Source organism: Arthrobacter sp. UCD-GKA, assembly GCF_001863355.1.
Classification (GTDB): domain Bacteria; phylum Actinomycetota; class Actinomycetes; order Actinomycetales; family Micrococcaceae; genus Paeniglutamicibacter.
Map to the genome: position 1 here is coordinate 67,017 of NZ_MOLR01000002.1, position 21,709 is coordinate 88,725.

19 protein-coding genes, 1 tRNA gene and 1 pseudogene are annotated in these 21,709 nt (G+C 64.8%); 2 read left to right on the forward strand and 19 right to left on the reverse strand.

Features of this window, described 5'->3' with window-relative positions; genetic code table 11:
• Window positions 1-11: 11 nt before the first annotated feature.
• The 3 genes from BLJ79_RS03495 to BLJ79_RS03505 form a co-directional block, all read right to left on the reverse strand.
• Window positions 12-440: a VOC family protein gene (locus BLJ79_RS03495; RefSeq protein ID WP_071213312.1), complete on the reverse strand. Its 429-nt coding sequence runs from the start codon at window positions 438-440 to the stop codon at window positions 12-14.
• A gap of 49 nt (window positions 441-489) precedes the next feature.
• Window positions 490-1,422, reverse strand: coding sequence for an aldose 1-epimerase family protein (locus BLJ79_RS03500; RefSeq protein ID WP_071213313.1), 933 nt, complete (start codon window positions 1,420-1,422; stop codon window positions 490-492).
• 176 nt (window positions 1,423-1,598) lie between these two features.
• Window positions 1,599-2,219 carry an ANTAR domain-containing response regulator gene (locus tag BLJ79_RS03505; RefSeq protein WP_071213314.1) on the reverse strand — a complete coding sequence of 207 codons (621 nt, stop codon included), beginning with the start codon at window positions 2,217-2,219 and terminating at the stop codon, window positions 1,599-1,601.
• A gap of 158 nt (window positions 2,220-2,377) precedes the next feature.
• On the opposite strand from BLJ79_RS03505, the gene BLJ79_RS03510 reads away from it, so the two are divergent.
• Window positions 2,378-2,458 (forward strand) — tRNA-Leu (locus BLJ79_RS03510).
• A gap of 111 nt (window positions 2,459-2,569) precedes the next feature.
• Here the strand turns inward: BLJ79_RS03510 and BLJ79_RS22250 are convergent.
• From BLJ79_RS22250 to BLJ79_RS03545, 8 genes are all read right to left on the reverse strand, one after another.
• A complete protein-coding gene (locus tag BLJ79_RS22250) occupies window positions 2,570-2,881 on the reverse strand; it encodes a tyrosine-type recombinase/integrase (RefSeq protein ID WP_083410982.1) in 312 nt (103 codons plus the stop codon).
• Between the two features lie 80 nt (window positions 2,882-2,961).
• On the reverse strand, window positions 2,962-3,633 hold the full coding sequence (locus BLJ79_RS03520) for a site-specific integrase (protein ID WP_353615466.1): 672 nt from the start codon (window positions 3,631-3,633) through the stop codon (window positions 2,962-2,964).
• 13 nt (window positions 3,634-3,646) lie between these two features.
• Entirely contained in the window at window positions 3,647-3,799 is a 153-nt protein-coding gene (locus tag BLJ79_RS23245; protein WP_175475379.1) for a hypothetical protein, read from the reverse strand.
• 107 nt (window positions 3,800-3,906) lie between these two features.
• Window positions 3,907-4,311 (reverse strand): hypothetical protein, encoded by a 405-nt coding sequence (locus BLJ79_RS03525; protein ID WP_071213317.1) that lies wholly within the window; start codon window positions 4,309-4,311, stop codon window positions 3,907-3,909.
• 96 nt (window positions 4,312-4,407) lie between these two features.
• Window positions 4,408-5,397 (reverse strand): hypothetical protein, encoded by a 990-nt coding sequence (locus tag BLJ79_RS03530; RefSeq protein WP_139194700.1) that lies wholly within the window; start codon window positions 5,395-5,397, stop codon window positions 4,408-4,410.
• On the reverse strand, window positions 5,394-5,924 hold the full coding sequence (locus BLJ79_RS03535) for a DUF6932 family protein (RefSeq protein ID WP_071213319.1): 531 nt from the start codon (window positions 5,922-5,924) through the stop codon (window positions 5,394-5,396). The genes BLJ79_RS03530 and BLJ79_RS03535 overlap by 4 nt, the downstream gene beginning before the upstream one ends.
• A gap of 82 nt (window positions 5,925-6,006) precedes the next feature.
• Complete coding sequence (locus BLJ79_RS03540; RefSeq protein WP_139194701.1) at window positions 6,007-7,194, reverse strand: hypothetical protein; 1,188 nt, start codon at window positions 7,192-7,194, stop codon at window positions 6,007-6,009.
• A 29-nt stretch (window positions 7,195-7,223) separates the two neighbouring features.
• The gene (locus tag BLJ79_RS03545) at window positions 7,224-8,021 is read right to left on the reverse strand and encodes a hypothetical protein (protein WP_139194702.1); all 798 of its coding nucleotides are present in this window, start codon (window positions 8,019-8,021) and stop codon (window positions 7,224-7,226) included.
• A 362-nt stretch (window positions 8,022-8,383) separates the two neighbouring features.
• Here BLJ79_RS03545 and BLJ79_RS03550 point away from each other — a divergent pair, with 362 nt between their 5' ends.
• Window positions 8,384-9,310 carry a S1C family serine protease gene (locus BLJ79_RS03550; RefSeq protein ID WP_071213322.1) on the forward strand — a complete coding sequence of 309 codons (927 nt, stop codon included), beginning with the start codon at window positions 8,384-8,386 and terminating at the stop codon, window positions 9,308-9,310.
• Window positions 9,311-9,390: 80 nt separating this feature from the next.
• Here the strand turns inward: BLJ79_RS03550 and pyk are convergent, their stop codons facing one another.
• The 8 genes and pseudogenes from pyk to BLJ79_RS03590 all read right to left on the reverse strand — a co-directional run bounded on the left by pyk (window position 9,391) and on the right by BLJ79_RS03590 (window position 21,664).
• Window positions 9,391-10,908: a pyruvate kinase gene (gene pyk, locus BLJ79_RS03555; protein WP_071213323.1), complete on the reverse strand. Its 1,518-nt coding sequence runs from the start codon at window positions 10,906-10,908 to the stop codon at window positions 9,391-9,393.
• A 66-nt stretch (window positions 10,909-10,974) separates the two neighbouring features.
• Window positions 10,975-12,432 (reverse strand): glutamate synthase subunit beta, encoded by a 1,458-nt coding sequence (locus BLJ79_RS03560; protein WP_071213324.1) that lies wholly within the window; start codon window positions 12,430-12,432, stop codon window positions 10,975-10,977.
• Entirely contained in the window at window positions 12,425-17,029 is a 4,605-nt protein-coding gene (gene gltB / locus BLJ79_RS03565) for a glutamate synthase large subunit (protein ID WP_139194703.1), read from the reverse strand. Before gltB ends, BLJ79_RS03560 begins: the two co-directional genes overlap by 8 nt.
• A 478-nt stretch (window positions 17,030-17,507) precedes the next feature.
• Window positions 17,508-18,497, reverse strand: coding sequence for a prolipoprotein diacylglyceryl transferase (gene lgt, locus BLJ79_RS03570; RefSeq protein WP_498683456.1), 990 nt, complete (start codon window positions 18,495-18,497; stop codon window positions 17,508-17,510).
• Between the two features lie 11 nt (window positions 18,498-18,508).
• Window positions 18,509-19,303: a tryptophan synthase subunit alpha gene (gene trpA, locus BLJ79_RS03575; RefSeq protein ID WP_498683454.1), complete on the reverse strand. Its 795-nt coding sequence runs from the start codon at window positions 19,301-19,303 to the stop codon at window positions 18,509-18,511.
• Window positions 19,300-20,516 (reverse strand): annotated as a pseudogene (trpB, locus tag BLJ79_RS23250) (tryptophan synthase subunit beta). Before trpB ends, trpA begins: the two are co-directional and overlap by 4 nt.
• 63 nt (window positions 20,517-20,579) lie before the next feature.
• Window positions 20,580-21,410: an indole-3-glycerol phosphate synthase TrpC gene (gene trpC, locus BLJ79_RS23255; RefSeq protein WP_071213327.1), complete on the reverse strand. Its 831-nt coding sequence runs from the start codon at window positions 21,408-21,410 to the stop codon at window positions 20,580-20,582.
• A gap of 2 nt (window positions 21,411-21,412) precedes the next feature.
• Complete coding sequence (locus tag BLJ79_RS03590; RefSeq protein ID WP_071213328.1) at window positions 21,413-21,664, reverse strand: HGxxPAAW family protein; 252 nt, start codon at window positions 21,662-21,664, stop codon at window positions 21,413-21,415.
• Between the last annotated feature and the right edge of the window lie 45 nt (window positions 21,665-21,709).

Below are 21,709 nucleotides of genomic sequence, written 5' to 3' on the forward strand. Positions count from 1 at the left end.
ACCGGGCCGGCCTACTGCGTGTGGCCTTCGGCGTCGGTGAGGTTGCAGACGAGCTGCCAGAGATGGCCGTCCGGATCGGCGAAGGTGCCGACATATTGGAGGCGTCCGTTGACGTGCGGTATGCGGTGGGCCGTAAAGCCCTTGCCCTCCGAGTCGGCCACCGCGGCGAGTATTTCGTCGACCTCGTTTTCGGTGGCGATGGCGCAGCTGAGGAAGGCGTCGGTGGCGGGCACCGGAAGCAGCGGCGTGCGCTTGGCCTCGCGCGAATACTTGGTAAAGGCCTCGGTCTCGGCCAGGAAGATCGTCATTCCCGGCAGTTCCAGGCAGACCATGCCCATGGCGAGCGTGGCGTTTTCGATGCCCACCACGTCGCGGTAGAAGGCCAGGGAGCGCGCGGCATCCCTCACCGCCAAACTCAGGACCACACCTTGGGTTTTCATCGGGACACAGCTTCCTTCCACGCGTTGTACGTTGCCGAGCTTCCATTGTTCATCGGAAACCGCCCGCGGCCACATGCCTGATCCCCCACGAGGATTCCCAGATCTCGCCCGGCGCCAGCCAACGCAGTCCCATTCCGTTGTTGAAGGCGTTCGCCGCCGCGGTCATCGGTTCCAGGGCCACCGCGTGCACCGGACCTTCCGGGCCCTTGAAGGTTTGCGTGGTGTAGGCCTGAATGAACCCGTAGTTCCGATCCATGTGCAATTCCACGCGGTTTCCATCCGGTGCCTCCAGGTAGTGCCGTGAACCGCCGTCGGCCACGCGCGTGAGATCCGTCCACGCATTGTCGAGGGAGACGTTGCCCAATTTCTTGCCGTGCCGGTAGTCCAGGTTCGTGCCGTCCACCGGCAACGGCTGCCCAACGGGAATCATCGCCTCGTCGACTTCCAGGTGCCGCGCGGCGTCTATGACCAGTGTCAGCTCGCCCACCGGGGTGTCACCGACCCGCAGGTAGGGATGGGCTCCCACGGCCACCGGGGCCTTGGACGTGCCGAGGTTCTCCAGCCTGTGGGTGACCTGCAACCCGTCCGCCACCAATTCATAGTGCACGGACGTGGCCAGTTCGAAGGGATACCCGGGCGCGGGCGAAATCTCCCCCGCCAAGGCCACGCTGTGGTTTGTGCGGTTTGCCTGCCGATAGCTGCTGTGCCGCAGCAGGCCGTGGCTGGCGTTGTTGCGCTCCGGTTCGGTGATCACCAGATGTTCCTCGATGCCGTCGTGGCTCCAGGTTCCTCCGGCAATGCGGTTGGGCCAGGGCACCAGGACGACGCCGGCCGCGGAGGGCGCGGCCATGTCTTGCGGGTAGTCCTGGACAAGTTCCACCCCGTCGACCACCAGCCTGCGCAATGCGGCACCGATCTGGGTCACCACCGCGTGCTGCGTGCGGCCGTCGATGGTTCCGGAGAGTACGAATTGCTCACCCATCGGTGAATCCGGATGTGGCACGGTGGCCCTTTCCTCGCGGTTGATTGCCCTGCATTGCCTGTCCCAAGAATCCTATCGAGCCAACGCGCCCGTGGCAGCAGGAAAATGCAAACGGGGCCGAGGAATTCCCGTGTAGGGGATTCTGCGGCCCCGTCGAGGGCGATCCTGGTGCTTGGCTACTTGACCTGGTCGATGACGGTCTCGGCGACTTCGCGCATGGACAGGCGGCGGTCCATGGACGTTTTCTGGATCCAGCGGAACGCCTCTGGTTCGGTCAGGCCCATCTTGGTGGTCAGCAGGCTCTTGGCGCGCTCGACGAGCTTGCGCGTGGCGAACTGCTCGGTGAGGTCGCCGACCTCCTTCTCCAGCGCGCGGATTTCTTCGTAGCGGGAGATGGCGATCTCGATGGCCGGCACCAGGTCCGCAGGGGTGAACGGCTTGACGACGTACGCCATGGCTCCGGCCTCGCGGGCGCGTTCCACCAATTCCTTCTGGCTGAAGGCGGTCAGCAGGACCACGGGGGCGATGCGCTCCTTGACGATGGTCTCGGCCGCCGTGATGCCGTCCATAACCGGCATCTTGACGTCCATCAGCACCAGGTCCGGCTTGTGCTCACGCGCCAGCTCGATGGCCTTTTCCCCGTTGTCCGCCTCGGCAACCACGTCGTAGCCCTCGCCGCGCAGGATCTCGACGATGTCGAGGCGGATCAGGGTTTCATCCTCGGCAACAATCACGCGGCGGGGTGCGCCGGTGCCGGGCTCGGGATCAATTCGTGTTACTTCGGGCAGATCGCTCATGGGTGCTCCTTCATTCCCGGGGTGACCGGGGCTGTCATCGACTCTCGGTTTTACGGTTAAGCCTATCTGCATGTACAGTGGATAACCGCAAGGACGCGAGGATTTCTGCGCAAAGCAATCATCAGTTACGCTTATTCTCGCTGCTTCAAAATGTGCCCGCCCGAGTGGCGGAATGGTAGACGCGCTGCACTCAAAATGCAGTATCGAAAGGTGTGTGGGTTCGAGTCCCACCTCGGGCACAACCGGCCCCGATCCCTTAGTTCATAAGGGATCGGGGCCTTTATCGTTTAAGCCAAAGTCCATCTGAATTTCGATTCTGACTGTCACTCTGACTGTCACCTTGTTTTTATTTATCCGGTGAGTCCGCGCTCGATCTTCGCCGCGGCATCTGCGGCGAACTCCGGCACCACGTGGGAATAGGTTTCCATGGTCAGGAGGACGGTGGAATGCCCGAGGATTTCCATGACCACCCGGGCCGGGACTCCTTGCATCAGCATCATGGTTGCGGCGGTGTGCCGGGCATCGTGGAGTCGGGCGTCGGGGACGTCAGCTTGGGCCAGGAGTGCTTTCCAGCGGCGGGTGTCTGCGGTATGCCCGACAGGCCTTCTGTCACGGCCGCTGAACACCAGGTCGTATTCCTTCCCGTCCTGTTCGTAGCCGATCCAATTGGGGCCTTCCTAGAGCCGTATGACGGTTTGCTCGCGCCGGTGCTTCTTGAGTTCGGTAAGGAGGGTCGGTGGAATCATGATGGTCCGGCGTGAGCCTTTGGTCTTGAGTGGGCCGAGCTGGGCGGGGTTGCCATCCACGACTCGGAGCCAACCGCGACTGACCCGGATGCTACCGGCCTCGAGGTCGACCATGTCCCAGCACAGTCCTGGGGCTTCTCCCTGGCGTAGCCCCAGGACTGTGCGACGGTCCAGCGCGCAGCGTTAAATATCTGGTGGTGTGGCCTGCCGGCCACCTGACCTTCGTCCAGTGCTGGCGGCCCGTCCTTTGCTGCGTTCAGTATCGCCCGGGCGTCGTCGGTGGTGAGTGGGGTGATCTCGAGTCGCTCGGCGGTGGGCTCATCCATTCGACTGCAGGGGTTGCTGCCGAGTTTGCCGCGTTGCACGGCAACGGTGAGTGCTCGGGAGAGGACTCGGTGGCCTTTCAGGATGGTGGTGTCCGATAGGTAACCCAGGCGCATCTCGTCGTAGAGGTCGTCCAGGTGCTCGGGCGTGAGCTTGTCCAGCTTCACGGCACCGAGGTGCGGCAGGATCCACGTGTTGATGAGCGAGCGGTATGCCGCGATGGTTGACGGGCGGGCTTTCCTGGGGGCGATCTTCTCCAGCCAGTGCTCCATCCATTGCTGGAGTGTGCTGATCTTGCCCCGGTTGATCGTACCCTCGTCCAGGGCCTTGAGTTCGGTTGAGATTGGTGGCGCATTCCTAGCGCGTTGCGCCGTAGACGGTCTTGCGTTGGCGGACCTTCTGGCCGTCGACGATCTTGGTGCCGACTCGTAGCTGGGCGATCCAGCGGCCGTCTGGCCTCTGCCTGGGCGCGCTTCCTTCGCCGGCGTTTCGGTGGGTTTTGGTGGACACGTTTGGCTCCTTGGCCTGATTTTGGGTGCACTGATGTGAGCCTATGCAGGCGGTATGCCGCATAGTTCCGTGCAGGTGGGGGTTGTGCGGGGATGTGGAGGGCGCCGTTAGGCGACGTGGTCCTCGGAGGGCCAGAGCCTCTGCAGCTGGTCGCCGTCGAGGGTTTGGAGGCGGTCGATCAGGACGTCCTCGGTGACCATGAGTTCCTCTGCTAGCTCGGGCAGGGAGTGGGCCCACCGTGCGTGGTGGGCCAGGTGCTCGAAGTTGATGAGCAGGCGGGCGGATTCCCAACGCACCAGTCGTTCGATGGCCGGTGTCTGACAGCCGCAGTGTCCGTGCTGGATGTGGATCAGTTCATGTGTGAGCGCGCAGCGGTGCTCGGTCTGGTTGAGGTTGGGATCCAGCCAGATGCGGCTGGTTCCGTCGGTGGCCGGGGGCGCGTGCGAGTGTGGGCGCGTCCAGATGATTTCAATGTGCGCGAGTTGGCGCAGCTTCCCCCAGGGTTGAAACATTCCTAGAACATATGTTCTGCATGGATTGTGCGCCAATGCTACGCGAAGTGCGCTCAAAATGTCGCAGGGTACGACTATGGCCTAGCGACCTCCCCTTTATTCGAAGACGTCAAGCTCATCAGCCGACTGGATAGGAGTCAACGACACAAGCGCACGGCTCTTTCTGAGCTCCCCGCCAGCACCTTCATCGAGAATCGTAAACGCATCGAATACTGCTATCACCACCTGATCGGGGAGAGCGTTGAATCTGGCTACCTCCATGAGTAGCTTTTCTTCTGAAACGGCGGCAACGAATGGTCTGCCACCGTAAGGCTCGAACCACATCACACCAAGCGACTTCTTGAGTCCATCAATCGTGCCTTGCACGCGCTCAGTGGTCCGCTTCTCATAGCCGCGGCCCAAAACAGTGCGAAGCAATGATGCCCCTTGCTGGCTGAGTGTGACGTCCGACAGCCCAATATGCCGCTGCTCCACCTTGCCATCAATCGTCCATGAGGACCTTTCGACGTGCTTTAGTGCAGCCATCAATTTGGCCCTTGCTGCTGGCGGGAGAGTATCAACGCTTGCGTCCAACGCATCAGTCTCGAGATCGCTTGTCTCAGACGCAAGGGACAATACCTGGGCAATTTTGCGCAAAGCGTCAGACTGGGCCGAAGACGGTTCATCTACTTTTGTTTGCCCATCGTCAGGTTGGCCCGGGCGCGGTTCCTTGTCGACCGGGGGTGCTTTGAGGACCACTCGGACGGAACCAGGGGACGCGCCCTCGATCAAGAGTTCAGCAGGGGCTTTTTTGGTGCCCATAATACCTTTTGCCGTCTCCTTGACAGCTTCAGCAAGGTTGGCAACAAACCTGCCGAAATCGAGAGCGTTTGTGGAGTGTCCCTGGACGCCAGAACCCTCGAGGTGAAGGTCTATCCTGGCCTGCTCCGGCCCCACCTCTTGAACCCAAACATCCATTAGCTCAGGGTCGTCTTTGACGATGCCCGAACGCAACGATGCGTACATGTACGAGTCCGCAAGTGCATTTCCGGTAGTTGCTCGCAAGGCATCACGTAGTAATCGAATACTATTTTCGCTGCTGCTCACGAGTTCCTCACTTCCAAATAACCTTTACGCTTTCCGGCGACCAGCCTTCCATCCTGGCCTTTGACGCTACTCCAAGTATCGTGCCACGTGGCCCTGACAGGTTCCAGATCCGGCTGAATGAAGCTGTCTACCAATCCAGCCATGGGTTGGATTCTCTGCACCGTCGCATTTGGCAATCCAACCTCTACCCCTTGCAACGTAGAGAGCGCAAGAAATAGTTCCAGCTCCGTGGACACCACTCTCACAAAGTCGTCCTGCGGGACGAGGACCACAACGTCAGCATCGTTCGGTGCCGCCCAGGGCTTATGGGTGGTAAAGCCTCCGTCAATCCAGAGTTTCGCGTCCGGGGTCAGGGACCAAACCACTTTCGAATAGAGGGTGAGCGCAGAGAAGATTAGCTCACGACGTTCCCTGAAGGGAGCATTCTCCACGAATACGCGGTGAATTTCCTCGAATGTCGTGCCATATGGAGTATCCGCCGGGAGCAGGTGCCCATCACTCTGAAGGCAATCCTCGATGACGCTCACTCAACATCTCCTGGGTCTTGGTTTTCTTCGCCGCGCCCGCCGTAGGCTTCCTCGGTATATCCACCGTTGCTAAGCCGGCGGGTCATTCTTTTCCTGCCGAGCTTTTCTGTGTGCCCCGGATGATCTCAGTGATCAGCGGGGCGAGCGATACTGTCGAATTCGGGCTTCCTTCAAGATTGGCTGCTCCCGTAGTGGAGGGCTCAGCCCCAAAAACTCTCTGTGAGAATTCGGCGCGTAGTGCCTCGACGTAGTCAGGATTCGTTACATCGAGCGTATACGAATCAAACGTTTGCAGTTGCATCTTGATCGCACTCGCCCACGTCGACAAAGTCCTGAAGTGCGTGGATTGTTTGGCGAGTAGCGTTGCCAGGCCGATCAATCCAGACACGACTACGAGCGTCCAGGCAAGTTCTGACACAACGAAGGCGGTATCGCCGCCCGTGGGAAAGTCCCTCGTAAACCAGATCGACAATAGTCCTGAAGCGACAAAGGCGGCGATCGAGCCTGAGAGAAAGAGCCAGTAGCCACGGAGGGATCGCTTTCGGAATCCGTCGTAATACTTAGTGGCCTGCGTTGTTGCTTCGTTTTGCCGCAGATCTTTGTATTGCTTGGCCATTTCTTTGGCCTCGTTGTGGAGGACCTCGTATTCGTCGCGGCGGGTGTCGATTTCTTGAGAGCGTGAACTGAGTTCAGTCCGGATGCTTTCAAGGTCGTTGTTCAGAGAGGCAACGCGTTTTTCCGCCTCTCTGGCTTGCCGGGCAAACTGGCGAGCCAGCCGTTCTGCCGCGGGAAGACGTGTCAACGAGTTCGTATCATCGATGGCAGCATCGCTGCCTTGCGAACGCTTTGGCCGCGGGAACTCCTGATAGGCGCCACACAGCAGTGAACCTACATTGTTCTTGGCATTTTCGTCGTGCACTAGTTCGTTGAACATCACTCCCAGGGCGCCTAGATTGTCACAGAAGTCCGCAAAGTCATCGCTGTTGCGCGGAAGGCCAATGTCGACCCAAGAAGCTAAATCATCAAGTGAGCTTTGAAATTTGATTAAGACCCGCGGATCTATGCTGATTGACTCGTCGCTCACGGGCCCGCGCCAAGCTTGCATGAATTGGCCGATCGCTCTCAATGCTTTTCCATACTCTTGTGAGGGTGGAAGCCCTTCTTCACGATGGACCGCCAGCAGTTTTGACGTCATTTCAGCAATGTCATCCATAGTTGCCAGCACGGTCGCCCGCGAAACAACTCCCCCAATATCTGAAACTACTTCCATGCCTTCTCCCCTAGTAGACAGACACTGCCTCAAGGCAGGTCTTGATTTTCTTCGCCGCGCTCGCCATGCGCTTCTTCGAACTGCTGGCGTTGGGTTTTGAAATCGAAGTGCGCAGCTATGTCTTGCTCGGCCGGCAACTCTGCAATTGCGTCGAAGTGCTCCTGGATCCTAAACTGCAGTGCCTTGGTGAGTGCCCTGCGGACGCAGTCAATGCCCTCCGGAATGTTGGAAGCCAGGAGTTCGATGCGCTCGTCGCCGACGTGCTCGAGCAGGGATGCCCCGGTGACGACACCGAGGTTCGCGGCTACGAAGTCCTGGTTCTCGCGGAAGATGGAGTCCGCATTTGGCACGGCCCACCTCCAGTGGATCTTCTGTCCCTGGCCAGCCTTACCGCTGGTGCCAATCGTACGGAGAGTTGGCTTGCCGGGTGGATTCGCTTCGGGCTTGTCCTGGTCTTCATGGTGAACCTCGCTGGTCAGAGTGACTAGCTCCCGCGCAATCGTCTTGAGCGACTCGATAGACGTTGGGGAAAGCGTTGCCACGCCGGCAACGACCAAGGAATCCGGGTCAGTGTCGGCGACGGCGAGGCCAAGCGAACGAGCGGCGGCATGAATCATTGTCTGGGCGGAATGACCGGTCCCCCGCTGGATGCCACGAATGGTATCCGGGTCAGGGAAGTTCTTCAGGTCGGTCGTTACATACTGCTGCAGTCGCTGGGCCGAGGGCTTACCGCCGCAGTTCCTTGAGAGCGATTCGTAGGAGAGCGACTTGCTGCCGCGGTATCGATCCGCCTCAATAAGATCGGCGAGTGTCTGTCCCTGCATCATGGTCCTAAGCTCAGGCTGCTTCAGCGCGTATGTCCAACCACCAATCTTAGGCACTGCCTGACAAGTTCTCCCTGATGACCCGGCCGTGAGTGCCCAACGAAAGCCTCGGCGGCTTCCTTCGTTACTACCAATGAAGGCAGTCCTGCATCCACACGGAACCGCCGTTCCTTCCTACAACGCCGTTCTCCCTTGGCGTATCCATCGCGGGACTACGGTGGGCACCACTTTCGTTGTATAGGCATGTGGCGCGGCCGGTGCGTGGGCAGGAAGCGTCGCCAATATCCGACCATTGGCACCCCTGGAGGCGTGCGGTGAATGAGCCTTTCGATATTTCCGAATCCGGACTTGGGTCTGAAGATGTGATGGATGCCTATTCCCGGACCGTCATCGGCGTTGCCGAAGAGGTTGGGCCGCATGTTGCGGCCGTCGAGATGATGCGTACCGGCCGCGGTGGCCCGGTGCGTCTTGGCGCGGGTTCCGCCGTGGTCTTCACCGAAGACGGCTTCATGCTGACCAATGCCCACGTGGTTGCCGGGGCCACTGCCGGACGGGCGACCTTTGCCGACGGCACGGCAACGGACCTGGAGATCAGAGGAGCGGACGCCCTGTCCGATCTGGCCGTGATCCGCGGCTATTCCCACATGCAGGCACCGGCCCGACTCGGCGACGCCGAGGGACTGCGGGTGGGCCAACTGGTGATCGCCGTGGGCAACCCGCTGGGCCTGGCCGGTTCAGTGACCGCCGGGGTGGTCAGCGGGCTGGGGCGATCCATCCCCACCGCACTTGGCCGGGCCCGGCGGGTAATCGAGGACGTCATCCAAACCGATGCCGCGCTGAACCCGGGCAATTCGGGCGGGGCGCTGGCCGATGCCCGCGGCCGGGTCGTCGGCATCAACACGGCCGTGGCGGGCGCGGGCTTGGGCCTGGCCGTTCCGATCAACGCGACCACCCGGCGGATCATCGCCGCGCTGATGGCCGACGGTTGTGTCCGGCGCGCCTACCTGGGCCTGGTCAGTGCCCCGTTTGCGCTTGACGAGACGCTGGCGTTGCGCATGGGCCAGCGGCAGGGACTGCGCGTTGCCGATGTCATCGCCGGGTCCCCCGCGGAGAAGTCCGGGTTGAAACCCGGAGACCTGGTGCTGACCGTCGGGAGGCGCCCGGTCTCCAGCGCCGAAAGCGTGCAAAAGCAGTTGTTCACCGAAGCCATCGGTGTGCCGCTGCCCGTGACGGTGCTCCGGAACGGCGCGATGGTGGATGTCATCGCCGTGCCGGTGGAGCTGACTGACTGAAAACGAAAGGGCCGGACCCCCACCGCGGTCCCCCAAGGGAATCGTGGTGGAGGTCCGGCCCCTGCCGCACCTCGAACCAGCTAGATGGTGTGGCTGTTTTCGCCCTCGCCCTTGTCCGAATCCCACGGACCGACCTTCTCGCGGGCAGGCATCGGCTTGCCATCGCCGAGCTGGCCGGCGTCCGCAAGGTCGCCGACCTTGTGGATGCGCAGCGAGTTGGTGGATCCGGCCTGTCCGGGAGGTGACCCGGCTGCGATGCAGACAATGTCGTTGATCTCGGCCAGGCCTTCCTGCAGGAGGGCGCGGTCGACCTGTGCGGTCATCTTGTCGGTGTGGTCGGCGTATTCGACCAGGCGAGGCTGGATGCCCCACATCAGGGTCATGATGTTGTAGGTCTGCGGCAGCGGGGTGAAGGCCAGGACCGGGCGCTTCGGGCGCAGCCGGGACAGGCGTCGGGCCGAATCGCCGGACTGGGTGAAGGCCACGATGTACTTGGCATCCAACTGGTCGGCGATTTCCACGGCGGCACGGGTGATGGCGCCGCCACGGGTCTTGGGCTTGGAGCCCAGGCGCGGGATGCGGTCCAGTCCGTGCTTTTCCGTGGAGGAAATGATCCGTGCCATGGTCTCGACGGTCTCGATGGGGTATTCGCCCACCGAGGTCTCCCCCGAGAGCATGACCGCGTCGGCACCGTCGAGGACGGCATTGGCGCAGTCCGAGGCCTCGGCGCGGGTCGGCGTCGGGGACTCGATCATCGACTCGAGCACCTGGGTCGCCACGATGACCGGCTTGGCCCAGCGGCGGGCCAGCTCGATGGCGCGCTTCTGCACCAGCGGGACTTCCTCGAGCGGAAGCTCCACGCCGAGGTCGCCACGGGCCACCATGATGGCGTCGAAGGCGTCGATGATTTCTTCCAGCGCGTCAACCGCCTGCGGCTTTTCGATCTTGGCGATGACCGGAAGGCGCCGGCCCTCCTCGTCCATGATCTCGTGCACGCGCCCGATGTCGGCGGCGTTGCGCACGAAGGACAGGGCGACCATGTCGACGCCGGCCCGGATGGCCCAGCGCAGGTCCTCCTCGTCCTTTTCGCTCAGGGCGGGAACGTTCACGGCCACGCCGGGAAGGTTGATGCCCTTGTTGTTGGACACCTCCCCGCCCACGACGACCTCGGTGACGACCTTCTCGTCATCCACGGCCGTTGCGCGCAGGGCGACCTTGCCGTCGTTGATCAAGAGGATGTCGCCCACGTTGACATCGGTGGGCAGGCCCTTGAACGTCGTGGAGCAGAACGAGCCGTCCCCCAGCACGTCGGCAATCACGATGGTGAAGGTGTCCCCGACCTTGAGCATGTGCTTGGCGTCGTCCACGAAGCGGCCCAGGCGGATCTTCGGTCCCTGCAGGTCGGCAAAGATGCCCACCGGGCGGCCGAGCTCCTCGGCCGCCGCACGGACGTTGCCGAGGTTCTCGGCGTGCATCGAGTGGTCGCCGTGGCTCATGTTCAGCCGGGCGACGTCGACACCCGCCTTGAGCACTGCCAATGTCTTGTCGTAGGTACCGATCGCCGGGCCCCAGGTGGCCACGATTTTTGCGCGTCTCATACGGTTAGCCTATCTGCCTTTCCATTTCTCAGGTCGGGAAAACACCGCATCAGAGGTGCATCCGTTTCACAACATGCTGATGGCCCGATCCGTCGGAGAGACGGGGGCCGGAAGGCGGGTTTCGCCCATCAGGTATTTGTCCACGGCCGCGGCACAGGATCGTCCCTCGGCTATGGCCCACACGATCAGGGATTGTCCGCGTCCGGCATCGCCTGCCGCGAACACCCCGGGGGTGTTGGTCATGTAGTAACCATCGCGGGCGACGCTGCCCCGGTCATCAAACTCGGTGTTGGCCTGTTCCAGGAAGCCGGCCTGCTCGGGTCCGGTGAACCCCAGGGCCAGGAAGACCAGATCCGCGGGAATGACCCGCTCGGTGCCCGGCTTCGGAAGGCGCTGACCGTCTATGAATTCGGTCTCTGCCAGAGTAACACCCATCACCCTGCCGTGCTCACCTGTGAAGTTGACCGTGGCGGCCAAATACGTCCGCTCGCCGCCTTCCTCGTGTGCCGACTGGACCTCGAAGATGGTCGGGGCCATGGGCCAGGGCTGGTGCGCCGGACGCTCGGCCGGGGGCTGGGCGCCGATGGCCAGGGTGGTCACGGAGGCTGCTCCCTGGCGGGTCGCGGTGCCCAGGCAGTCGGCCCCGGTGTCGCCGCCGCCGAGGATGACCACGTGCTTGCCGGCGACATCGATCCGCAGGCCTTCACGCTCGCCGGCCACCACCTCGTTCGAATCCACCAGGTAGTCCATGGCGAAGTGCACGCCCTCGAGTTCGCGTCCGGGGACCGGCAAATCGCGCGGCACGGTGGCGCCCGTGGCCACGATCACCGCGTCGTAGAGCCTGTTCAGGGCGTCGAATTCGATGTCGGTGCCCACCGAGACCCCGGTGCGGAACACGGTTCCCTCGGCCTCCATCTGGGCCAGCCGCGTCTCCAGCACGTCCTTGCCCATCTTGAAGTCGGGGATGCCGTAGCGCAGCAGCCCGCCGACCTTCTCGTCGCGCTCGTACACCGCCACGGTGTGCCCGGCACGGGTCAGCTGCTGGGCGGCGGCCAGGCCCGCGGGGCCCGAGCCGATCACGGCGATGCGCTTGTCGGTGTGGCGCACGGCCAGCACCGGCTCGAGCCCGCCGGAGGCAATCAAGGTGTCGGCGATTTCGACTTCGACCTGCTTGATTGTTACGGCCGGCTGGTTGATGCCCAGCACGCAGGAGGACTCGCAGGGGGCCGGGCACAGCCGCCCGGTGAACTCCGGGAAGTTGTTGGTCGCGTGCAGGCGCTCGGCGGCCTCGGCCATCCGTCCCTCGTGGACCAGTGCGTTCCACTCCGGGATGAGGTTGCCCAGCGGGCAGCCGTTGTGGCAAAAGGGCACGCCGCAGTCCATGCAGCGCCCGGCCTGCTTTTTCAGCACGCCGGCGTCCTGCCTGGCTGTTACCTCTCGGTAGTCCATGATGCGCACCGAGACGGGGCGCTTGGGCACGGTGACGCGTTCGCGCACCTCCAGGAATCCACGTGGATTAGCCACGGGTCACCTCCAAAATCCTGTTCCAGACGGTTGCTGAATCGGGGTCGAATCCTTCATGGACGGCAGTGTTTCGTGCCTGGGACACCGCGGCGTAGTCCCGCGGGAGCACCTTGGTGATGCGGGCCGCGGCCACCGGCCAGTCGGCCAGCAGGCTGGAGGCCAGTGCGGAGCCGGTGTGGGCCACGTGCTTGGTGAGCAGTTCCTTGATGAGCACGCAGTCCGCCTCGTCGGGGCCGGAGAGCAACAGGTCCTCGTTGGCCACGGCCAGCGGGTTCAGCGCCGCGGTGTCCAGGTCCAGCACGTAGGCCGTGCCCCCGGACATGCCGGCGGCGAAGTTGCGTCCGGTGGGACCGAGCACCAGCGCGGTTCCGCCGGTCATGTATTCGCAGCCGTGGTCCCCGATGCCCTCGACCACCGCGGTGGCCCCGGAGTTGCGCACGGCGAAGCGTTCGCCCACCAGCCCGGCGATGAACAGCTCGCCGCTGGTGGCGCCGTAGCCGATGACGTTTCCGGCAATGACCTGCTCGGCCGGGTTGAAGCCGGAGCGTTCATCGGCGCGCACGGAAATCCGTCCGCCGGACAGCCCCTTGCCGACGTAGTCGTTGGCGTCCCCGACCAGGTCCAGCGCAATGCCGGCGGGCAGGAACGCGCCGAGGGACTGGCCGGCGTGCCCGCGCAGGGTGACCGCGATGGTCCCCTCCGCCAGTTCGTCGGTGCCGAAGGTGCGGGTGACGTGGTGGCCGAGCATGGTGCCCACCGAGCGGTCGGTGTTCTTGATTGGGAGGTCAAGAACGACCATTTCGCGGCGTTCCAAGGCCGGAGCGGAGGCTGCAATGAGCTGGTTGTCGAAGTGCGTCTCCAGCCCGTGGTCCTGGGACCCGGTGCGCGAACGCGCCGCCCCGGGCTTGGAGCCGGCGGTGTTGAAGATCTTTTCCAGGTGCAGCCCGGCGGTCTTCCAGTGGCCCACCGCGGCGCGGGTGTCGAGCAGCTCGGCCTGGCCGATGGCCTCCTCGAGGGTCGCGAAGCCGAGTTCCGCGAGGATCTCGCGGACCTCCTGGGCGAGGAACTCGAAGAAGTTCACCACGTGGTCCACCTGGCCGGTGAAGCGGGCGCGCAGCTCCGGGTTCTGCGTGGCCACGCCGACCGGGCAGGTGTCCAGGTGGCAGACGCGCATCATGATGCAGCCGGCGACCACCAGCGGGGCGGTGGCGAAGCCGAATTCCTCGGCGCCCAGCAGGGCGGCGATGACCACGTCGCGGCCGGTCTTCAGCTGCCCGTCGACCTGCACGGTGACGCGTTCGCGCAGCCCGTTGAGCATCAGCGTCTGCTGGGTCTCGGCCAGGCCGAGCTCCCAGGGCACGCCGGCATGCTTCAGCGAGTTCAGCGGGGAGGCTCCGGTGCCGCCGTCGTGCCCGGAAACCAGCACCACGTCGGCCTTGGCCTTGGTGACTCCGGCCGCGACGGTGCCGATGCCGACCTCGGAGACCAGCTTCACGTGGACGCGGGCACCCGGGTTGGAGCACTTCGCGTCGTGGATCAGCTGGGCCAGGTCCTCGATCGAGTAGATGTCGTGGTGCGGCGGCGGGGAAATCAATCCCACGCCGGGGGTGGAGTGGCGGGTGCGGGCCACCCACGGGTAGACCTTGTTGGCCATCAGCTGGCCGCCCTCGCCGGGCTTGGCACCCTGGGCCATCTTGATCTGCAGGTCGTCGGCGTGCGTGAGGTACATGCTGGTGACCCCGAAGCGGCCCGAGGCGATCTGCTTGACCGCGGAGCGGCGCTCCGGATCCAGCAGGCGGTCCACGTCTTCGCCGCCTTCGCCGGTGTTGGACTTGCCGCCCAGCCGGTTCATTGCGCGGGCCAGGGTCTCGTGCGCCTCGGCGGAGATCGAGCCGTAGCTCATGGCCCCGGTCGCGAAGCGCTTCACGATTTCCGACACCGGCTCCACCTTCTCGATGTCGATGGGCGTGCGTTCGCCGGTCTTGAAGTCCAGCAGCCCGCGCAGCGTCATCAGGCCCTTGGCCTGGTCGTCGACGCCCCGGGTGTAGGCCTTGAAGATGTCGTAGCGGCGTTCGCGGGTGGCGTGCTGCAGCCTAAAGACGGTCTCCGGGTTGAACAGGTGCGGCGGGCCCTCGCGGCGCCACTGGTATTCGCCACCGGTCTCCAGCACGCGGTGCGCATCGGGGTTCAGGTCCGCCGGGTAGGCGGCTGCATGGCGCATCGCGGTTTCGGTGGCGATGATGTCCAGGCCCACTCCCCCGAGCTGCGAGGAGGTGCCGGTGAAGTACTGGTCGACCACGCGCTGGGACAGGCCCAGGGCCTCGAAGGTCTGGGCGCCGCAGTAGGAGGCCACGGTGGAGATGCCCATCTTGGACATGATCTTCAGCAGGCCCTTGCCCAGCGCCTTGATCAGGTTGACCTGCGCCTTGGCCGGGGTCACGGAGCCGAGCTCGCCCTGGGTGGCCATTTCCTCCACGGATTCCAGCGCCAGGTAGGGGTTGATCGCCGAGGCGCCGTAGCCCACGAGCACCGCCACGTGGTGCACCTCGCGCACGTCCCCGGCCTCGATGACCAGGGAGGTCTTGGTGCGGTTGGCGCTCTTGAGCAGGTGGTGGTGCACCGCGGAGGTGAGCAGCAGCGACGGGATCGGCGCCCATTGGGCGTTGGAGTCCCTGTCCGAGAGCACGATGAACTTCACGCCGCGGTTGATGGCGGCGGAGACCTTCTCGCAGATTTCCTGCAGGCGGGCGCGCAGCTCCGATTCCCCGCCCTCGGGGCGGTAGAGCCCGCGGACCTTCAGGGCGACCTTGGCGCCTGATTCGTCGCGGATGTTGGCGATCTTGGCCAGGTCGTCGTTGGTGATCACCGGGTAGTCGAGGGACACCTGCCGGGCGTCGACCTTGCCGGTGGCCAGCAGGTTCCCGTCCGGGCCGATGCTGGTGCCCAGGGAGGTGACAAGTTCCTCGCGGATGGAATCCAGCGGCGGGTTGGTGACCTGGGCGAAGGACTGGGTGAAGTAGTCGAAGAGCAGGCGGGAGCGGTCCGAGAGCACCGCGACGGGGGTGTCGGTGCCCATGGCTCCCAGCGGCTCGGCGCCGGCGGTGGCCATCGGGGCCAGCAGGATCCGCAGTTCCTCGGTGGTGTAGCCGAAGGTGCGCTGGCGGATCTGCACGGAGGCGGAGTTGTGCTTGACGTGCTCCAGGTCCGGCAGCTCGGTGAGGCTGATCTTGTTCTCGTTGAGCCACTGGGCCCACGGTGCGGAGGCGGCGACCTGCGACTTGATCTCGGCATCGTCGATGATGCGTCCGGCCTCGGTGTCGATGAGGAACATCTTGCCCGGGGCGACGCGGCCCTTGGCCGAGATCTGCTCTGGGGCCAGGTCGATGACGCCGACCTCGGAGGCCAGCACGACCAGTCCGTCGGTGGTGATCCAGTAGCGGGCCGGGCGCAGCCCGTTGCGGTCCAGCACCGCGCCGACCTGCTTGCCGTCGGTGAAGGAGACCGCGGCCGGGCCGTCCCAGGGCTCCATGAGCATGGAGTTGTATTCGTAGAAGGCGCGGCGGTCCGCATCCATGGTGGCGTGGTTTTCCCAGGCCTCGGGGATCATCATCATGATGGCCTGGGCCACGGGGCGGCCGGAGAGCACCAGCAGCTCGGCAACCTCGTCGAAAGAGGCCGAATCGGAAGCACCGGGGCTGCAGATCGGGAAGAGTTCCTCGGGGACCTCGCCCAGCAGCGGGGAGGCCAGCTGGGACTGGCGGGCGCGCATCCAGTTGCGGTTGCCCTTGACGGTGTTGATCTCGCCGTTGTGGGCAATGGTGCGGAAGGGCTGGGCCAGCGGCCAGGAGGGGAAGGTGTTGGTGGAGAAGCGCGAGTGCACGATGCCCAGGCGCGAGGCGAAGCGGGCGTCGGACAGGTCCGGGTAGAACTCGGTGAGCTGCTCGGTGGAGAGCATGCCCTTGTAGACCATGGTCGCGGAGGAGAGCGAGGGGAAATACACCCCGAACTTGTTTTGGGCGCGCTTGCGGATGCGGAAGACGCGGGCATCGAGGTCGGCCTCGTGGTCTTCGGCGGCACCCAGGAAGAGCTGGGAGAAGTGCGGCATGCAGCCCAGGGCGGTGGCGCCGATGGCCTGCGTGTTCACCGGGACGTCGCGCCAGCCCAGGACCGTCAGGCCTTCCTCGGCGGCGAGTTCCTCTAGGGCGGTGACGGCGGCGTTGCGCTGCGCGGTCTCCTGCGGGAGGAAGGCGGTGCCGGCGGCGTAGCGGCCGGGGGCGGGAAGGGCGAAGTCGGTGACCGCGCGGAAGAATGCGTCGGGGATCTGGGTGAGGATGCCGGCTCCGTCGCCGGTGCCGGCGTCGGCACCCACGGCACCGCGGTGTTCGAGGCGGCGCAGCGCCTCGAGGGCCTGTTCCACGATCTGGTGGCTGGCCTCCTTGGTCAGCGTGGCAATGACCGCCAGGCCGCACGCGTCTTTTTCGTTTGCCGGATCATAGAGTCCCTGTGCTGCCGGGACGTCGGCAAACCTGGTGTAGGGCGAGGAAATCTCCTCGCCCTGATGCGGTGAGGCATTGAGTTGGACTCCGGTCATGCTCATGAGTTGTCCCTTTCTCGGTGTGTGGGCGGCGGGTCTGGTTCTTCGGACGACGGTGGCCGAGAGAGTTTTTGGGTTCGCGAATCGGTGCCCCGCTGGGGGCTTGGTGTGGGGTGTCGGTGTGGCACCAATGCTGCGGGCGCGGCAACCGTGTGTTCCAGCCGGTGGGCGGGCCGCGGGTCGTGCGTTTCCACGTCATTGTGGTTGCCGGCAGCCTCGGGTGCGGATGGAGGGGTGCTCCGCGCCCGGCCGTGCTGCCACAGTGAAAAAAGAGTAGCACCGGCATGTTTCGGATTTATACGCGCTTTTGTTTCCAACAGTTTTCGTGCCCACTACGAACCCGTTGCTGACTTGGAACTTTTGGGTTTCCTGAAAGTTTCGTCGTAACGCGAAAAGACCCCCTTCACATTTCCCCACCTGGTGAGGCGTGAATGAAAGGGGGTCTTGCCGGTAATCCCGCGCGTGCCGGGGCGGATGGGGCCTAGGAGGCTGGTCCGTCGGCGGGCGGCTTCTGCTCGTCCGCCGGCTTCGAGCCATCCTTCGTGGGCTCTTCCGCTTCCGTGGTCCCGGCGGCGACTTCGGCCTTGGGTTCGCGGCCCTTGAGGTAGACCCCGGGATCCGGCAGCGGGCGCAGGCGGATGAGCACGAAGGCCAACCCGATGGCGCCCATGATGATCATGACGATGGCCAGCCACATGTGCACGCGCAGCCCGATGCCCAGGATGGTGATGGTGTCCGCGGCGTCGATGCGCATGGTTTCCATGATGGTCCGGCCGATGCCGTACCACAGGATGTAGGTCCAGAACAGGGAAGCCCGGCGCAGCTTGAACTTCCGGTCAAGGGCCAGCAGCAGGAATACCCCGGCCACGTTCCACAAGAACTCGTAGAGGAAGGTGGGCTGGAACAGGGTTCCGGCCGGCAGGCCCGGGGGGAAGTTGTAGCTGTTCGGGTCGATTTCCAGGCCCCACGGCAGCGTGGTGGGTTTGCCGAAGAGTTCCTGGTTGAACCAGTTGCCCCAGCGGCCGAAGGCCTGGGCCAGCAGCACGCCCGGGACCGCGGCGTCCAGGAACGCCGAGAGGCGCACCCCGGCACGCCGGCAGGCGATCCAGGCACCCAAGGAGCCCAGCGAGATGGCACCCATGATGCCCAGTCCGCCGGCCCAGATCTGCGGGATCTCGGAAAGGTGCGCCGATTGGCCCTGGAGGCCGAAGTAGTACTCGGGGTCGGTGACCAGCACGTGGTAGAGGCGTCCGCCGACGATGCCGAAGGGGATCGCCCAGATGCAGATGTCCCAGACCACGTCCTCCGGCCCGCCCTTGGCCCGCCAGCGCCTCGAGGCGATCCACATGGCGGCAATGATGCCGATCATGATGCAGATCGCGTAGGCGTGGATGGTCAGCGGGCCGATGGAGAATTTCGAGAACTCGGACGGCGGGCTCGGGATCGAGGCCAGGATATTGGCTCCAGCCACGGCCAGCGGCATCATGCGTTCACTGCCCGCCCGCTGAGTTCCGCGGTCAGCTTGGCCACCGCGTCCACTCCCCCGTCGCGCAGGGCCGCGACCAGGGCGGTGCCCACGATGACGCCGTCGGAGTAGGCGCCGATTTCTTCCACGTGCTTGCGCGCCGAGACGCCCAGGCCGACGCAGGCGTTTTCGGCTCCGGCGGCGTGGGCCGCGGCGACCACGGCGGCAGCTGCGTCGGAGACCTCGGCGCGGGCGCCGGTGACGCCCATGACCGAGACGCAGTAGACGAAGCCGCGGCTGGCGTCCACGGTGGCCTTCATGCGTGCCTCGGTGGAGGACGGGGCGACCAGGAAGACGCGGTCAAGGCCGTACTTGTCGGAGGCTTCCATCCATTCGGCGGCCTCGTCGGGAACCAGGTCCGGGGTGATCAACCCGGCGCCGCCGGCCTCGGCCAGGCGGCGGGAGAACTCGTCCACGCCCATGCGCAGCACCGGGTTCCAGTAGGTCATGATCATGACCGTTGCGGAACAACGCTCGGTGATGCCCTTGACGATGTCGAACACCTGGGCGACCTTGAAGCCCTGGGCCAGCGACTGGACCGTGGCGGCCTGGATGACCGAGCCGTCCATCACGGGGTCCGAGTACGGGATGCCGACCTCGATGATGTCGGCGCCGTTCTCGGCCATCGCCACGGCCGCGTCAATGGTGCCCTGCACGTCGGGGAAGCCGGCGGGCAGGTAGCAGATCAGCGCCGGGCGGCCTTCGGCGCGGGCCGCGGCGATCGCCGCGGCACTCTTGGATACGGGGCTCACTTGGCGTCCTTTTCGGTGTCGATGAGGTTGAACCATTCCGCTGCGGTTCCAACGTCCTTGTCGCCGCGACCCGAAAGGTTGGCGATGATGATGGTTTCTTTCGGCACCGCACCGGCGGCGATCTTCCGCTCGGCGATTTTCAGCACGCCGGCCAGTGCGTGGGAGGACTCGATGGTCGGGATGATGCCCTCGGTGCGGCAGAGGAGCGAGAAGGCGTCCATGGCCTCGGTGTCGGTGAGTCCAGGCCGGCGGAGATCGGGTGCGACTGGATGGTCTGGCCGTCGTCGTCCTGCATCAGGTAGCTCTTGGCCCCGTGCAGCACACCGGGCCTGCCCAGTGTGATGGTCGCGGCGTGGCGGGGGGTGTCGATGCCGTCTCCCCCGGCCTCGAAGCCGTAGAGCTCGACATCGGCGTCGTCGAGGAAGCCGTGGAAGATGCCGATGGCGTTGGAGCCACCGCCGATGCAGGCGGCCACGGCGTCCGGCAGGCGTCCGGCCTGGGCGATGATCTGCTCGCGGGCCTCCTCGCCGATGACTTCGTGGAAGTAGCGCACCATGGCCGGGAACGGGTGTCCGCCGGCGGCGGTGCCCAGCAGGTAGTGGGTGGTTCCGACGTTGGCGACCCAGTCGCGCAGCGCCTCGTTGATGGCGTCCTTCAGCGTCTGGGAGCCGGCGGTCACCGGGATGACGGTGGCGCCGAGCAACTGCATGCGTGCGACGTTCAGGGCCTGCCGGCGCGTGTCTTCCGCGCCCATGTAGACCACGCATTCCAGGCCCATGAGGGCCGCCGCGGTGGCCGAGGCGACGCCGTGCTGGCCCGCCCCGGTCTCGGCGATGATGCGGGTCTTGCCCATGCGCTTGGCCAGCAGCGCCTGGCCCAGGACGTTGTTGATCTTGTGGCTGCCGGTGTGGTTGAGGTCCTCGCGCTTGAGGAAGACGCGCACTCCTCCGGCGGCTTCGGAGAAGCGCTTGGCTTCGGTGAGCAGCGAGGGGCGGCCCGAGTAGTTCTTGTTCAGGTCCTTGACCTGGGCGATGAACTCCGGGTCGGCCTTGGCCGCCTCGAAGGTCTCGTTGAGCTCGTCCATGGCGGCGATCAGGGATTCGGGCATCCAGCGTCCGCCGTAGTCGCCGAAGTACGGACCCGCGGCGTGGCGCAGGGAATGGGAAGGCGCGGAGGCGGGCTTGCTTCCACCCTGGTCTGGGTCACCGGTCATCGGGTTCATCTGGCGCATCCTTTTCTTGCTCAGGAATTCTTCGAGGGGTTTTGGGGGTGTTGCTTAGCGGGCGCGGGCCGGCTTGGCGGCGGTTCCGGCCTCGATGAAGCGCTGGACGGCGGCACGCGGGTCGTTGTCCTTGACCAGGGCCTCGCCCACCAGGATCGCGTCGGCACCGTGGGAAGCGTAGTGCTCGACATCCGCGACGTCGCGGACCCCGGATTCGGCCACGATGACGACGTCGGAGGGGATGTTCTGGGCCAGGCGGGCGAAGTTGCCGCGGTCCACCTCAAGGGTCTTGAGGTTGCGCACGTTCACGCCGATGATCTTGGACCCGAGCTTCACGGCGCGGGCGATCTCTTCCTCGGTGTGCGTCTCGACCAGGGCATTCATGCCCAGGGCGTGGGTCAGGTCGAGGAATTCGCGCAGCTGCGCGTCGTCCAGGGCCGCGACGATCAGCAGCACCAGGTCGGCACCGTGGGCGCGGGCCTCGTGGATCTGGTAGGCGTCGACGGTGAAGTCCTTGCGCAGCAGCGGGATGTCCACCGCGGCGCGCACCGCGTCGAAGTCGGCCAGCGAACCGCCGAAGCGGCGTTCCTCGGTCAGCACGGAGATCACCGAGGCGCCCCCGGCGGTGTAGGCACGGGCCAGGTCCGCGGGACTGCCGATGTCGGCCAGCTCCCCCTTGGAGGGGGATTTGCGCTTGACCTCGGAGATCACGCGCATCGAGGCGTCGCGTGCTCCGGGGTCGGTGTTGCCGCCCAGGGCGGCGTAGGCGTCACGTGCCGGGGCCGCCAAAGTGGCGTCGGTCTCGATTTGCGCCTGGCTCCGGATGGACCGACGGGCGTCCAGATCGATCCGGACGCCCGCGATGATTTCAGTTAGTACGCTCACGGCTAGTGCGAGTCACCAGATTTGGAACCGTTGACGCCGTAGCCGGCCTTCTTCATGATCCAGCCGACGACCAGGCCGAGCAGGACGACGCCGGAGCAGATGTACACCACGAGGTGGTTGTGCGCTGCGAAGGCGATGCCGCCGGCGACGAAGCCGACCATCATGATGCCGACGGCCGCCCAAGCGGCCTTCGAGTTGCCGTGGCCGATTTCTTCTGCGTGCATTGGATCGATCTGGGTGTTGGCGTTAGCCATGGTGGGAGACTCCTTCTCACCTCGTGCCAATCGGGAGTGACCCCG

Excerpts from the sequence above, each read along its gene's own strand:
- gltB (WP_139194703.1), bottom strand. The coding sequence starts at position 17,029 with ATGAGCATGACCGGAGTCCAACTCAATGCCTCACCGCATCAGGGCGAG.
- BLJ79_RS03495 (WP_071213312.1), bottom strand. The coding sequence starts at position 440 with ATGAAAACCCAAGGTGTGGTCCTGAGTTTGGCGGTGAGGGATGCCGCG.
- BLJ79_RS03525 (WP_071213317.1), bottom strand. The coding sequence starts at position 4,311 with ATGTTTCAACCCTGGGGGAAGCTGCGCCAACTCGCGCACATTGAAATC.
- BLJ79_RS03590 (WP_071213328.1), bottom strand. The coding sequence starts at position 21,664 with ATGGCTAACGCCAACACCCAGATCGATCCAATGCACGCAGAAGAAATC.
- BLJ79_RS03500 (WP_071213313.1), bottom strand. The coding sequence starts at position 1,422 with ATGGGTGAGCAATTCGTACTCTCCGGAACCATCGACGGCCGCACGCAG.
- pyk (WP_071213323.1), bottom strand. The coding sequence starts at position 10,908 with ATGAGACGCGCAAAAATCGTGGCCACCTGGGGCCCGGCGATCGGTACC.
- BLJ79_RS03545 (WP_139194702.1), bottom strand. The coding sequence starts at position 8,021 with ATGATGCAGGGACAGACACTCGCCGATCTTATTGAGGCGGATCGATAC.
- BLJ79_RS03540 (WP_139194701.1), bottom strand. The coding sequence starts at position 7,194 with ATGGAAGTAGTTTCAGATATTGGGGGAGTTGTTTCGCGGGCGACCGTG.
- BLJ79_RS03550 (WP_071213322.1), top strand. The coding sequence starts at position 8,384 with ATGGATGCCTATTCCCGGACCGTCATCGGCGTTGCCGAAGAGGTTGGG.
- BLJ79_RS03505 (WP_071213314.1), bottom strand. The coding sequence starts at position 2,219 with ATGAGCGATCTGCCCGAAGTAACACGAATTGATCCCGAGCCCGGCACC.